The organism is Atopobium sp. (assembly GCF_034113385.1).
GTDB lineage: Bacteria > Actinomycetota > Coriobacteriia > Coriobacteriales > Atopobiaceae > Atopobium.
Genome location: NZ_JAXEXL010000013.1, coordinates 25,668 through 39,604 on the forward strand (window position 1 = coordinate 25,668; position 13,937 = coordinate 39,604).

Consider the following 13,937-nt stretch of genomic DNA (forward strand, 5'->3'; position numbering starts at 1 on the left):
TCTTGGCAAAGCACCTTCTTACCGTAAGTGGTATTAAATTATCGCTTTTCGGTATAGATTAGACACGAACGGTCAACACAGCAGCATCACGGATGGATACGGAGGTGGCTACTTCGAGTATTGTTCCTGCCGCATCAAAGCTCTTGCACGTTAAGGTAAGGGCGGGTTCTAATACCTGGGCTTGTAGGAGCTGCGCTTGTCGAGCACTTAGCTCTGTAAGATCAATGGTTTCATAGGTATGCACAACCGCATGACCACGCATGCTAAAAAACTCATATAGCGAGAAAACCGTGAGGTCAAGTTCCTCCACACCAGGAAATAAATTACAAGGAACCACTGTTTGTTCTATGGTTTGCGGAATACCGTCTAGCGAGTTAAGGCGCCGAATACAGCAAACCAAATCCTTAGGCGTGAGGTTAAACACCTGGGCATAGTATGGCCCTGCAGGGCGCACGCGTTGTTCTAATACACGTACCGAAGCAATTCTTTTCTCGTCAGTGCTTTGTTTACGAAAGCCGCGGGGCATGATGGGAGGCGCTGTAAGGCCATCATTGCCCACAAAAACACCACGTCCCTGCACGCGAAGAACGATTCCCTCTTCTACCAGCTTATCAATAGCTTTACGTACTGTAAGCCTCGTAGTGTTAAATTGCTCTGCCAACATATGTTCTGAAGGTAAGGCAAGACCTTTTTCATACAGGCCATCTGCAATGTCAGCCCTAATTTGCTGACGAATCGCCAAATAAAGAGGCAGTTGTGAGGTTTTGTTTTTTGAGGGCGTGCTCTCTGGGTTAGTCATTATGCACCCACTGACTTACATAGCGAATACAGTTAGGAAGGGTTAAAGACTTACAGTGTTCCAACACGTCTCCAGATTTTGATTTGAGTGTGCTGCTATTACAAAACACTAAGGTATCTGGCTCTACCCCCAAGTATCCTGCTTCTTCTTGTGTAAGACGTGCCACGGTAAACTTGGAATAGCTGCTTGTATTTTTGCGCGCCACCTGCCCATAAATGCACGTAAACAAAGATTCCCGCTCATAGTTATGCGCTTGAACGCCCGCTATTATCTGCGGGTTGGTGTAGCTTTTCTCATATATGGCCGGTTTGCCAGATAGTAACCGAATGCGTATCAAGCAAAACAAGGGCGTCCCCACCGGCACTTTAAAGCGATACGCTAGTTTTGCATCTGCAGATACAAGGTCTTGAAAAATAACCTTGCTCGTAGGCTTTTCTCCGCAGGCCTCTACCGAGGCACTAAAACCATCTGCTCTTTCGATAATAAGTGTAGGATGCTGCGCACAGACATAATTGCCCGAGCCATGCAAGCTCTCTATTACATGTTTAGCGCGAAGTTGCTCAAGCGCGCGGCGCAGCGTTGTGCGTGATACCGACAACATGGCACACAGCTCCCGCTCTGCTGGAAGCTGGTCATTTGGCTTAAACGTTTGGTTGTTGATAAGAGCCATGATACCTTCATAAGCAACTTCAAATGGCGTAATTGTTTGCTCTATACGATTCATAAGCACTACTCGTTTGAATCCTCTACTGTATCTAATGGTGCACCCGCCAATGGCGTACCCGACGCCACTGCAATCATTGCATCAAACTCTTTCTCGAGCTTTTTGGCGGCGGCATATGCCTGCTTAAACGCATAGGATTTTTTATGTGTCATACGTGATAGAAAAGGAATAACAAGCCGCTGATTCGTCTTCTTGAGTGCTACTACCAAAGCAAGTGATTTTACTTGATCATGTGCAAGAGCGTTTGCTTCATTAAGGCGTTGTGGATTAAGCAAAAAGTTCATGATGCCGCGGGAGCGCTCATGAGCAGCTTGTTGTACCTCTCCCTCATCTACTACCACTGCACACTGCTCAATATCACGGTACGAGAACACCTTTTCTTGCTGGGCAGGAAACTGAACTGACCATGCCTGATGGCAAGCATCCTGACGGATAGTTGGAATAAAAGAAAACAGCGGTGCTTTATAAAGAACTTTTGTTGCATGAAAGACCTGCTGTATGCTGTCTGATTGTTTATCCATGCGTACATCCATTAGTTTTACGATACGGTATATAAATCACTGTAAATTAAATACCAATTTATGCAAGCGCTCAGATGTGTAAACTTACACTATATAAGAATGGTTAATTACTTGGTTGATTATCCGCTCGCATAATCAACCATCCGCGCGCACTGCGTCCTACCTTTTAGAGGAGCTTATGCTATGCACCTGTGTGATATGCGTTATAAACATCCTTTTCGTTCGTATCAACAGCGGGTTCTTGATAATTTCTCTTCATACCAAAAAGATGGGACGATTAACATAGTTGCTGCTCCTGGTAGTGGGAAAACCATCCTCGGATTGGAAATGATACGCCGCCTTGGAAGCCCTGCCCTTGTTTTATCACCATCTGTTACGATACGACAACAGTGGGGCGAGCGCTTTGCTGATGGCTTTCTTCCAGAGGGTGCACAGGTGCATGACTATATTTCATACTCTTTGTTGAGCCCCAAAACCATAACCTCTATTACCTATCAATCGTTACATGCCGCTTGGGTTAAAAAGTCTTCTACCAGCATAAATCAAAGCGCTCAAGCTAAAAATGAAGCGGATGAACCCCTGCAGCAAGATAGCCAGGAAGATGGTTCGGAGGATTTTACTAACTTTGATATTTTAGACGCTGTCACACAAGCCGGCATCACCACCATCTGTCTTGATGAAGCCCACCATCTGCGTGCAGAGTGGCAACGTGCACTTGAGGCCTTTATTAAAGCTCTTAAAGGAAAAGTGTTTGTTATCTCCCTCACAGCCACGCCACCCTATGACTCTACACCCAGCCAATGGAAGCGCTATACCGATGTATGTGGCGAGATTGATGAAGAGATCTTTGTTCCTGAGCTCGTGGCAGAAAAAGCTTTATGCCCCCATCAGGATTACATTTACTTTAACTATCCCACTACCAGCGAAAAACTTCTGGCGCAGCGGTATCGCCAGCAAGCAAACGATGCGCTTGCTTGTTTGAAAGATGCTGGACTTATAGATAAAGCAATCAGCACTATGGTTTGTGCTGAGAATAACTGTACTGAGAATAACGCGGTATTAAACGACCAAAAGTATCTGTTTGTTCTTGATCATGAGGTGGAGTTTCGTTCACTTTTTAGATTTGCTCATCATTTAGGTATTACGATTCCAACGTGGTGGTTGCAGGCAGTATTTCCCCATAAACGGCTTGGCCACTATACACCAGCCGACGCAGAAAAAGGCTTGCAGTTTATTCTCGATAACCCCAATTCTTTTGGAAGCGATACTGTTAGCGCTATACAGAAATGCCTTGCCCAACATGGACTTATTACACGCAGGCAAGTAAACCTATTAGCCAACCAAAAACTAAGCCGCACACTTGCTGGCTCTATTGGAAAAATGCAATCCATTCAACGCATTGCTACACTTGAGTCATCTCAGCTAAAAGATGAACTTCGCATGGTAATTCTTACTGATTACATTCGTGCTGAAACAACGAATCATATTGGGCGTGATACGGGCTTTACGCACATTGGTGCAGTCCCTATTTTTGAAGCGGTACGGCGTAGTGTAGGTGAAGCACAAGGGCTGGCTCTTCTCACCGGCTCACTTATTATTGTTCCCACCACAATACAAGCTCAAATAACCAAGATTGCAGCGCACTACAAGTGTACCGTTGTTTTTAGTCCTCTTAAGGATGCTGGCCCTGTTCCCTATGTAAGGGCATGCTTTTCTGGTAAAAGCCAACTGTGCGTTCGCATACTAACAACAGCTCTTGAGCAGGGTCTTATTCAAATCCTTGTAGGGACTACAGCACTTTTAGGAGAAGGATGGGATTCTCCTTGCGTTAATACCCTCGTGCTTGCTTCGTTTGTAGGTAGCTTCATGCTTTCTAACCAAATGAGGGGGCGTGCTATCCGTACCTATGCAAAACAGCCTAATAAATGTGCAAATATCTGGCATCTTGTAACCGTGGAGCCTCCCTTTAATCAAGATCAAAAGCTTTTAAATCTCTTATATGGCACAGATTTATCGCACGATGAGTCAATCCTTGGACAAGATTGGAATACCCTGACAAGACGATTTGACTGTTTTATTGCTCCTTCATATGAGGGTTCATACATAAAAAGTGGTATTGATCGCATAAGCATCGTACAACCACCGTTTACTGAATCTCATATAGAGACAATAAATCATCAGATGGAACAGCGTGCGTGCAATAGATTGGATGTGGCAGCAGCATGGCAAAATATCACAGATGTCTCTATAAAGCCTACCATTAGCGAAGTTTGTGAGACAGCCGATGTTCCCACATCAATTGGATTGACTAACTTTACTTTACTTAATGGCTTTGTTTTAGCAGCAATTGCCTGTATTGACTGGCTTTGTGGTGCTGTTGTACTGGAAGGCATGTATTCAAAACGCTTGGTTACTTTTTTTGATGGCGACTTCTTTATCTTGGGAACCCTTGTTGTTCTACAGATTATTGGAATCTTTTTACTCACAAAACTTGCGCTCTACCTTATGCAAAGATTCTCTCCAAAACGACGCTTACAGCGCATGGGCAAGGCTCTTTATGAAGCTCTTATACAGGCTGAAGTTCTTTCTAGTTCAACAGGAAGAGTTCACGTAGATTCTGATTCTCTACAGTCTTGCTTTACCATCTCGCTTAAGGGAACTTCCCTTCATGACCAGCATGTATTTGCTGAAGCTTGCAAACAAATGCTCTCCCCTATTGATAATCCTCGGTATGTTCTTATCGAACAAAGGCGTGCTGGTCTGTTTGGAATGCAACGCTACCGCCACAGTTTTGCCTGTCCTGATGCGCTCTCCAAGCGCAAAGAAGATGTTGAACTGCTCGTTGATGCATTTAAAGCATTTGGCACCTATCAAGCGGTGTATACAAGAAACCCAGAAGGACGAGAAACGCTGTGGCGTTGTCGAGAACACGCGCTTGTTAACCTAAACGGCCAGCAGGTACAAAACTTTTTTGGGCTTTCATAGCGAGGTCTCTATCTCTACATTGTGTATAGAGACCTCGCTACAGCTGCTGCCTCTATATCCTTGTAACCTTATCCTGCTAAACGCTCGATAAGATGCTGAATTTCTTGTATGGGCGTATTGGTTATGATGCCCCAAACTGACATCACAAAAATAATAGCTGCAATAGTCATTTGCAGAACAAGAGAAAACATGCCGCCACCCACAGGCAATACTTTTGCTTTTTGTACAACAAGACACACAAAACAAAAGACAAGAAATGCCACAGACATGGTAGCCAACACGTAATTGGGAAGCATACTGGTCATTTATATTCTCGCTCTCTAGCTACGAGCTTTTAGTTATTGTGTCACTTGCTAACGTTTTAGCTGGTAACGTCTTACCTAACAGCACTTATTTACTAAAGTTTTGCCAAAAATCTGCCCAAGATGCTTCTTCCTGGCTTTGATCAACATATAAGAAGCTTTCCTCATCGTAAAAATCTAAAGAAACAATTTCATCCAGCGTTTTTGGCACAAATAGATTAAAGAACTCTTTTTTAAAGGAACTACCATATTGCAAATAATACTGCCCAGTCATAGCAATGTAGTTGGTCTTCTTTACTGATTCGGGCGTGTAGCTTATTGGTTCTCCAGCCTCAGATAAATCAGGGCTGATTGCCAAAAGTACTAGCCTCGAATCTGAATTACGAAAACCCAGAATAAAGTTTTGATATTGATATGAAAGCGTACGCCCAAATCCAAAATTTGCCCCACGTATATCTTCCGAGAAGCCATACGCTATCTGATAGCTTGACCCTTCTTCGACCTGTGAATCAAAAAAGGTGCGCATACGAGCTTTAGTGTCATCACTTTTTGCTTGATCTACCTCGACAGGCTTCCTAAAAGATTTAAAAGCATCAAAGAATCCCATTTGCGTCTCCTTATCTGGTGGTTGCCATGCATCATGCGATTTTGTATAGCTGCCTTTTGACATAAACGCATTTCTTTCAGATTGTTATTAGAAAAATAGTATATAGTTTTTGAAAAAAATCTCGTATCTATTAGTTTAGATAAAGAAAACTTACATAATTATGAAAAATAACATGAATACTATTCTCGAATCAATGTAAATACATACAGCAAGTATGCTAATTAAGAAGCTTGAATCTCTTAAAAGATACAAGCATACGTTTTTGAAATGCAATAAACACATATCAGTTGGGGGGCATATCAATATGATACGCATTTTTACAAATTCAGGAGTTACCTATACTGCTCAAGGCAAGTATCAGCTGCATATCACTGATGAGAGAATTTCTTACGACACAGTACAGGGAAAACAATCTCTAGACATACCTTTTGCAGAAATCAGTTCCATTTTTCTTCTTGGGTATTGCAATTCAAATCGGCACTATTCAGTAACTTTTCGTGATGCTGCAGGAAAAGATATTGGAGAGATTGATACAGATATTTTTGAAAGCCCCAATACCACTATTAATGGGCATAACATTTTAGAAACTAAGTCTATCCTTATTGCCTTTGCAGAAAATAAATTAACATCGGCATTTCCTGACAACATTGATAATCTTGACATACTGCTTGCGCGGACTCTTAAGGAAAAAGAAATTAGGCTTAAAGGAGGTGCTCTTGTTGGAGGAAAGCACCAAGTAAACCTTTCTGATGTTCGTAGAGTTAAGTGCGTAGGTAATGGAGCTTTAAATAACCTTTTTATTTATACCAAAGAGAAGGGTGGCTTCTTTGATACGCCTGATATGAAGATTCCTGTTACTGAGCTAACTTTGCCTATTCTTGAAGCTGTAATGGCTCGCAATACTGGCAGAGGTATCGATTTTAGTCAAGGTAACGGATTTGATCAGAAAACCAGTGAATATATTATTACACGTTATATGAACTCTACATTCTTCCTAAATGAGAATGGAAGCCTCTCTGATGACTGGCATGAAGTTGCCTTCAACCATATTCAAGCTTATCAGTCAGATATTTCTTTTCAGTCAGATATTTCTTTTCCCGCTTATTAAGAACACTTGAATGAGAAAAAATACCTCGATAGATAAAAAGAATTAGAAGAAGCGAAGGTATAGAAATTTCTTAGGAACGATAAGAAGCGGTAAAAACTCTCTATAACAAGAAAAGCCGGAAGGTTAAAACCTTCCGGCTGCATATTCTTGGTGGAGCCTAGGGGGATCGAACCCCTGACCTCAGGCTTGCAAAGCCCGCGCTCTCCCAGCTGAGCTAAGGCCCCGGCGATAATCACCTTAGCGGCGACTCGGCTAGCGCTAAGGTGACTATTGACGAAGTGTTGGTGGGCCCGACAAGGTTCGAACTTGTGACCTCCCGGTTATCAGCCGGACGCTCTGACCAACTGAGCTACGGGCCCAACGCAAGAAAACATAATACGGCAGTAGATTTAAAAGGTCAACATAATTTTTTGTATTCTTACAATGTTTTTGGGTAACATAGCTAGCACACATCTTTTAACCAGATGCCTACAAGAGTGGAGGTGAAGTCATGAGCATGGTCCGGATGGATATTGAGTCTATTGTGGTTGGTAATGGACCGGCTACATCGCTCATCACTCTTCGCCCTCGTCATAACTCAAGTTCTTATGCTCAGACACAACTTCCCATCCGTATTGGTATGACGGAAGCAAGTGCTATTGGTATGGGTGTGGATAACGTTCCTCATCAACGCCCCTTAACACATGATTTGCTTAAAGCTGTTATCACACAACTTGGTGCTACGGTTACCAGCGTTACTATCTCTAAAGTAGAAGGACCAACGTTTTTTGCATCAGTTCATCTGCTTACAGCCAATAAAGAGCGTAAAGCTATTGATTGTCGTCCGTCAGACGCAGTTGCGTTAGCGGTACGTACTAAAGCACCTATCTTTGTTGAATCTGAGGTGCTTATGACAGCATCGTATCCTGATTTTAAAGCGGTAAAGAAGGATGAACAGGATAAGGAGCTTGCTGAGTTTCACAGCTTTATTGAGGGTCTTTCTCCAGAAGATTTTTCTTAAACCTACTGCCTTAGCCCTACAGTGCAAACACCTTCCCAGTATAGTAATTAATCTCATACCCTTTTGCAGCGTTATAGACTTCCACCTCTTCATCGATAAAACCATCGGAAGTTTTTACGTCTACAATAACCGAACGTGGAATACGCTCTTCTCCTTCGTAAACGGGAGTTGCTACAAACTGTACTGTGCCAGAAGGGTTTGCCTGTAACCAAGTACGTATAGCAGTTTCTACCAGAGCCATTCCCCCTTGGTCATCATTAGCTCCCACGTTTTGCATTCGTGTGCCTGTTATTAAGTTTTCTATAATCTCTTTGCCACCTAAGGATTTTGCTAATAGATGACTTCTATTCCACATACGTCCTTTATAGACAGAGTTGTTATAAAGTTTAATTTGTACTTCGGGGTTTTTGCTTGGCCATCCCGAGGGATTAGGCATTTGCTCGCGATCACGTGACATGCCGTCTTCCATCATCTGATAGGTAATACATGCACGAACTTCACGCGTGCGGCCTAAGGCATCAAGACCAGAATACAAAACTTGACCTTGCGCCAGCTCCTGATTGATATGAGAAGCGCCAATAAGACGAACATAGTTTGGACTTTCTTGCTCATTCCAACTTGTATAACCCAGCTGACGACCTGTAGATGAATCCCCTGCGCCTACGGATTGAGTTTGTCCTGGTAAAATGCGAGAAAAAACAGTAAATAGACTACCAAACCCATGGTGGGCAAACGATGGGAATAAGGCACTAATTACAAGCGCAATAACAACAATCCCCGTTGTTTTGCGGTTCCTTTTAGATAAAAAGTTCTTACGTGCCATGTACTTTCCCATCACAACAAAACGCACTGCTGACGTTTTATCTTATAAAAAAGCGCGACTCACACGTATGAGTCGCGCCTTACCTACACTACGAGCAATTTACTCTTCATCATCCAAATCTGGGGTAATCTGCTCATCATCACCAATATCAATTGGTGCTTCTTCGCTTGTGTTTTTCTCGCCAGCAGCAAGAAGATCAAGTGCTGTTTGGTTCTCATCTACCTTTTTAGCAGTAGCTTTTTGGGCAATCATGCGAGCGACCGCAGTAACACGATCAGACTCAGAGACATTCATGACCTTTACACCCTGCGTGGAGCGTCCAAGCTTGCTAATGTCACCAACCTTTACCCGAATAAGAATGCCTTCCTCAGACACAATTACCAGCTCATGTTGAGGACCAACAACCTTCATGCCTGCTAATTCACCCTTGCGAGCAGTCATTTGGATGGTAAAGACGCCTTGACCACCACGGTTATGAACGGGATACTCAGAAATAGGAGTACGTTTGCCATAGCCCTTCTCGGTAATAACAAACAAGTCACCTTGACCGTTAGAAATCTCCATGCCCAATACCTTGGCAGTGCCCTTTAAGGTAATGCCACGAACACCAGAAGTATCACGACCCATGGCGCGAGTTTGGTCCTCTTCAAAGACAATTGCCTTGCCATCCGTCGAAACCAAAATTACTTTGCACCCTGGTTTAACTCGACGCACGTCAATGAGCTCGTCGCCATTCTTGAGGTTAATGGCAATAATGCCATCGTGGCGAGTGCGGTCATATGCACTCATGGCCGTTTTCTTGATCATGCCATTACTTGTAGCAAACATGAGATATTCATCGGCTGGGAAGTCACGTGTGGTGATAACAGCCTTGAGGTGCTCACCTTCTGCTAAGGGCAGCATATTAACAATTGCAGAACCACGCGCCGTACGTGAACCAATAGGTAGCTCGTGAACCTTCACACGATACACCTTACCAAGGTTGGTAAAAAACAGCACGTAATCATGCGTAGATGCCACAAAGAGGTGCTCTACAAAGTCATCTTCCTTGAGCGATAAACCAGCAACTCCCTTACCTCCACGTTTTTGTGAACGATAGGTAGCAACAGGTAGGCGCTTTACATAGCCAGTACGAGTTACCGTAACAACCATGTCTTCTTCTGCGATAAGGTCCTCAACGTCAAGGTCAACGGCTTCTTGCGTGGAAATCTTGGTACGACGATCATCACCATACTTAGCAACAATCTCACCCAGCTCGTCCTTAATAACTCCCAGAATCTTCTCTTCATGGGCGAGAAGATCCTCGTAGTATGCAATTTGCTTATGAAGCTCCTCAATTTGAATAGCAAGTTCGTCCCGAGCCAAACCCGTGAGGCGACGCAAACGCATCTGAAGGATTGCCTCGCCTTGAATGTCATCAATACCAAAACGCTCATTCATACGCGCCTTGGCCTCAGCATCATCATGTGAAGAGCGAATGATATGGACAATCTCGTCGATATTATCGACAGCAATAAGAAGGCCTTCGAGGATGTGAACACGTTTGCGAGCTTTATCCAAACGATAGGTTGTACGGCGAGTTACTACATCAATTTGATGCTTGATGTAGTAATGCAGCATTTCACGCAAAGAAAGCGTGCGAGGAACGCCATCTACCAGGGCAATATCTATGACACCAAAGTTTGCCTGCAGCTGAGTGCGCTTATACAGGTTGTTAAGAACAACCTGCGGAACGGCGCCCTGCTTTAGATCAAGTACGATGCGCATGCCCTTACGATTTGACTCATCACGCAGATCACTAATGCCTTCGATTTTTTTCTCGTTAACCGCTTGAGCGATTTTCTCTTGAAGAAGGCCTTTGTTTACCTGATAAGGAATCTCTGTAATGACTAAACGCTGACGCGAGCTCTTACCAATGTTTTCTACGTGAACCTTGGAGCGAATGGTAATAGAACCACGGCCAGTCTCATACGCCTCACGAATACCCTCGGTACCCATGATGATGCCGCCTGTTGGGAAGTCGGGACCAGGAAGCACCGTCATAAGCTCATCGAGCGTTGCATCAGGATTATCAATCATCATGTTGATAGCCGCAGCTACCTCACGCAGATTATGGGGAGGCACGTTTGTGGCCATACCAACTGCAATACCCGAAGAACCATTTACTAAAAGATTAGGGAAACGAGCAGGCAAAACCGCAGGCTCTGATAAAGACTCATCGTAGTTTGGTTGCGAATCCACGGTATTCTCGTTAAGGCCAGCGAGAAGTTCCATAGCGCCGCGCGTCAGACGAGACTCTGTATAACGCATCGCTGCTGCAGGGTCACCGTCAATAGAACCAAAGTTACCATGGCCGTCTACCAGAGGGAAACGCATGGAAAAGTCTTGCGCCATACGCACCATAGACTCATAAATTGCAGAATCGCCGTGAGGATGGTACTTACCCATTACTTCACCAACGGTCCATGCGGACTTCTTATGAGGCTTGTTAGGCGTAATGCCTGCCTCATTCATTGCATACAAAATACGGCGATGAACTGGCTTAAGTCCGTCACGAACATCAGGTAGTGCACGAGCAACAATAACGGACATGGAATACTCAAGGAACGATTGCTTCATTTCCTCGCCCATATCAGTTGGCTTAATAGCACCACCATGAATATCTTCTAAAGAAATACGAGTCCCTGCTTCATCAGAAATAGTACGAGAAAGACCAGCACCGCCACCAATGCCACCTTGCTCAGCAAGGGCATCAGCATCTATGAGGTCTTCATCAGACTCATTCAACTCATCAAGCTCGTCCGTAGTGGTTTCGTATTCGTCTTCTTCCTCATCAACAAAGTCGTTTTCTAACTCGTTGTCCATATCGACATCGTTGTCGAGGAAATCGTCGTGATTGTTTGTATCGTCTGCCACGATATACCTTTCTTAGATGTCTTAAATATCTAGGAAGCGCACGTCACGTGCGTGAGTTTGAATAAAGTCCTTGCGCTTCTCTACCTGTGTACCCATCAAGTCAGAAACCGCACGATCTGCCGCCATAGCATCATCAATAGTTACACGCAAAAGGATACGATTTTTAGGCTCCATAGTGGTACTCCATAGCTGCTCAGGGTCCATCTCACCCAAACCCTTATAGCGCTGAACCGTATATTTAGAAGAATCTTCAAACTGACGAGCCTCAAGAGCAAGCTCTTCATCTGTATAAATATACTTTCCGTTCTTGCGACCCTTAGGTTTGATTTGATAAAGAGGTGGCTGTGCAACATAAACATAGCCAGCATCAATCATGGGTTTCATATAGCGATAAAAGAAGGTAAGCAGCAAGATGCGGATATGTGCACCATCAACATCAGCATCGGTCATGATAACAATCTTATGATACCGCGCTTTTTCTATATTAAACTCTTTTCCTACCCCCGTACCAATTGCGGTGATAAGGGATTTGATAGTGTCAGAATCAAGTGCGCGATGCTCTTGAACACGCTCAACATTAAGGATTTTTCCGCGTAGAGGTAATACTGCCTGAATGGAACGATCACGTGCCATCTTGGCAGAACCACCTGCGGAGTCACCCTCGACGATAAACAATTCTGTCATAGCTGCATCTTTAACTGAACAGTCTGCCAATTTACCCGGCATAGAGGAACCTAATAACGGAGTTTTTCGCGTTGCCTGACGAGCTTTTTGCGCTGCTAAGCGACCCTTTGCTGCTTGAGCAGCTTTCTTACAAATTTCCTTTGCTTGGTTAGGATGCTCTTCTAGGTAATCTGCTAAACCATTTGCTACTACACGGTTGGTAAGGGTTCGCATATAAGAGCTACCCAACTTAGCTTTGGTTTGTCCTTCAAATTGAGGATCGGGCAGTTTAACGGAAATGACTGCTGTCATACCCTCACGAATGTCATCGCCTTGAAGCTCAGGATCTTTTGCCTTAAGAATACTGTTTTTCTTGGCGTAATCATTAATAACCTTAGTAAGGGCATTGCGGAAACCAGTAAGGTGCATACCGCCTTCCTCGGTAAAAATATCATTTGCAAAGGAGAGCGTACGCTCTGAAAAGCCCTTATTCCACTGTAAGGCAACCTCTACCTCACCCATTTGCGACGCAGGAGCACTAGAATCAGATTTACCTTCAATAAAAATGGGCTTAGAGAGGCCTGGTAGAATTTCTTTACCTTCATTGAGGAACTTAACAAAGTCTACAATGCCGCCAGCATAGCAATACTCAACCGTACGAGGTGTAAGCTCACGCTCATCTGTAAGCGTAATCTTAAGATTGCGATTAAGAAACGCTGTTTCTTGTAAACGATCGTTGAGCGTATCAAAGTTATATGTGGTTGTCTCAAAGATTTCTTCATCAGGCCAGAATGTAATAGTTGTACCAGTAACTTTAGTCTTGCCGACTTTAGTCATCTTCTTAGTGGTTTTGCCACGTGCAAACTCCATTTCGTAGATAAAACCGTCTCGTTTTACCTGCGCAATAAGACGTTTAGAAAGAGCATTTACAACAGAAACACCTACACCGTGAAGACCGCCGGATACCTTATAGGCAGTATTATCAAACTTACCACCTGCATGCAGAATAGTAAGAACAACCTCAAGCGTAGGGATTCTTTTTTTAGGATGCATGGCTACCGGAATACCACGACCATTATCTTCTACCGTAATAGAATTATCAGGATGTACGGTAACCTTAATCTTTTTACAGAAGCCTGCCATGGCCTCATCTACTGAGTTATCAACAATTTCCCATACTAGGTGATGGAGTCCCGATGCAGACGTGGTACCAATATACATACCAGGACGCTTACGAACTGCCTCAAGGCCTTCGAGAATTTGAATCTCTCCAGCGTCGTAGGAGTTCTCCTTCTTCGTTTGAGCTGCCACTGCCCGTCCCTTCTACAAAGACAAACTAAGTCTGATTGCTTAGATACTAAGTTGTATATAAGTAAACAAACACCTATCCAACTGATTGTTAATTTTACTATTTTTGTATGTATCTGCCTATACCTGTGTAAAAAAGCTTATTTTGAACACTTAAAAATGGCTCTGTGGCGCACGCAGA

At 43.7% G+C, this 13,937-nt stretch carries 11 protein-coding genes and 2 tRNA genes; 3 read left to right on the top strand and 10 right to left on the bottom strand.

The features are described from left to right. Positions 1-58: 58 nt before the first annotated feature. The 3 genes from SPD80_RS03430 to SPD80_RS03440 are packed head-to-tail and all read right to left on the bottom strand — an operon-like array spanning position 59 to position 2,044. Positions 59-799, bottom strand: coding sequence for a GntR family transcriptional regulator (locus SPD80_RS03430; protein ID WP_320828493.1), 741 nt, complete (start codon positions 797-799; stop codon positions 59-61). Continuing rightward, a complete protein-coding gene (locus SPD80_RS03435; protein ID WP_320828495.1) occupies positions 792-1,523 on the bottom strand; it encodes a GntR family transcriptional regulator in 732 nt (243 codons plus the stop codon). The genes SPD80_RS03430 and SPD80_RS03435 overlap by 8 nt, the downstream gene beginning before the upstream one ends. 5 nt (positions 1,524-1,528) lie before the next feature. Continuing rightward, positions 1,529-2,044: a hypothetical protein gene (locus SPD80_RS03440; protein ID WP_320828496.1), complete on the bottom strand. Its 516-nt coding sequence runs from the start codon at positions 2,042-2,044 to the stop codon at positions 1,529-1,531. A gap of 183 nt (positions 2,045-2,227) precedes the next feature. On the opposite strand from SPD80_RS03440, the gene SPD80_RS03445 reads away from it, so the two are divergent. Continuing rightward, on the top strand, positions 2,228-5,029 hold the full coding sequence (locus SPD80_RS03445) for a DEAD/DEAH box helicase family protein (RefSeq protein ID WP_320828497.1): 2,802 nt from the start codon (positions 2,228-2,230) through the stop codon (positions 5,027-5,029). 68 nt (positions 5,030-5,097) lie between these two features. On the opposite strand, the gene SPD80_RS03450 is transcribed toward SPD80_RS03445, so the two are convergent. Together SPD80_RS03450 and SPD80_RS03455 are read right to left on the bottom strand one after the other, a co-directional pair. Then, positions 5,098-5,334, bottom strand: coding sequence for a hypothetical protein (locus tag SPD80_RS03450; protein WP_320604417.1), 237 nt, complete (start codon positions 5,332-5,334; stop codon positions 5,098-5,100). An 85-nt stretch (positions 5,335-5,419) separates the two neighbouring features. Beyond that, positions 5,420-5,938 (bottom strand): hypothetical protein, encoded by a 519-nt coding sequence (locus SPD80_RS03455; protein ID WP_320604419.1) that lies wholly within the window; start codon positions 5,936-5,938, stop codon positions 5,420-5,422. Between the two features lie 214 nt (positions 5,939-6,152). On the opposite strand from SPD80_RS03455, the gene SPD80_RS03460 reads away from it, so the two are divergent. Then, on the top strand, positions 6,153-7,046 hold the full coding sequence (locus SPD80_RS03460; RefSeq protein ID WP_320828498.1) for a hypothetical protein: 894 nt from the start codon (positions 6,153-6,155) through the stop codon (positions 7,044-7,046). Positions 7,047-7,194: 148 nt separating this feature from the next. Here the strand turns inward: SPD80_RS03460 and SPD80_RS03465 are convergent. Both SPD80_RS03465 and SPD80_RS03470 read right to left on the bottom strand, forming a co-directional pair. After that, positions 7,195-7,270: transfer RNA gene (locus SPD80_RS03465), tRNA-Ala, on the bottom strand. A gap of 58 nt (positions 7,271-7,328) precedes the next feature. Beyond that, positions 7,329-7,405, bottom strand: a tRNA-Ile gene (locus SPD80_RS03470). A 131-nt stretch (positions 7,406-7,536) separates the two neighbouring features. Here SPD80_RS03470 and SPD80_RS03475 point away from each other — a divergent pair. Next, positions 7,537-8,046 (top strand): bifunctional nuclease family protein, encoded by a 510-nt coding sequence (locus SPD80_RS03475; RefSeq protein WP_320604423.1) that lies wholly within the window; start codon positions 7,537-7,539, stop codon positions 8,044-8,046. Positions 8,047-8,062: 16 nt separating this feature from the next. On the opposite strand, the gene SPD80_RS03480 is transcribed toward SPD80_RS03475, so the two are convergent. The 3 genes from SPD80_RS03480 to gyrB form a co-directional block, all read right to left on the bottom strand. Continuing rightward, on the bottom strand, positions 8,063-8,869 hold the full coding sequence (locus tag SPD80_RS03480; RefSeq protein ID WP_320828499.1) for a DNA/RNA non-specific endonuclease: 807 nt from the start codon (positions 8,867-8,869) through the stop codon (positions 8,063-8,065). Positions 8,870-8,968: 99 nt separating this feature from the next. Next, positions 8,969-11,785 (bottom strand): DNA gyrase subunit A, encoded by a 2,817-nt coding sequence (gyrA, locus tag SPD80_RS03485; RefSeq protein WP_320828500.1) that lies wholly within the window; start codon positions 11,783-11,785, stop codon positions 8,969-8,971. A gap of 21 nt (positions 11,786-11,806) precedes the next feature. Then, positions 11,807-13,759 (bottom strand): DNA topoisomerase (ATP-hydrolyzing) subunit B, encoded by a 1,953-nt coding sequence (gene gyrB / locus SPD80_RS03490; protein WP_320828501.1) that lies wholly within the window; start codon positions 13,757-13,759, stop codon positions 11,807-11,809. Between the last annotated feature and the right edge of the window lie 178 nt (positions 13,760-13,937).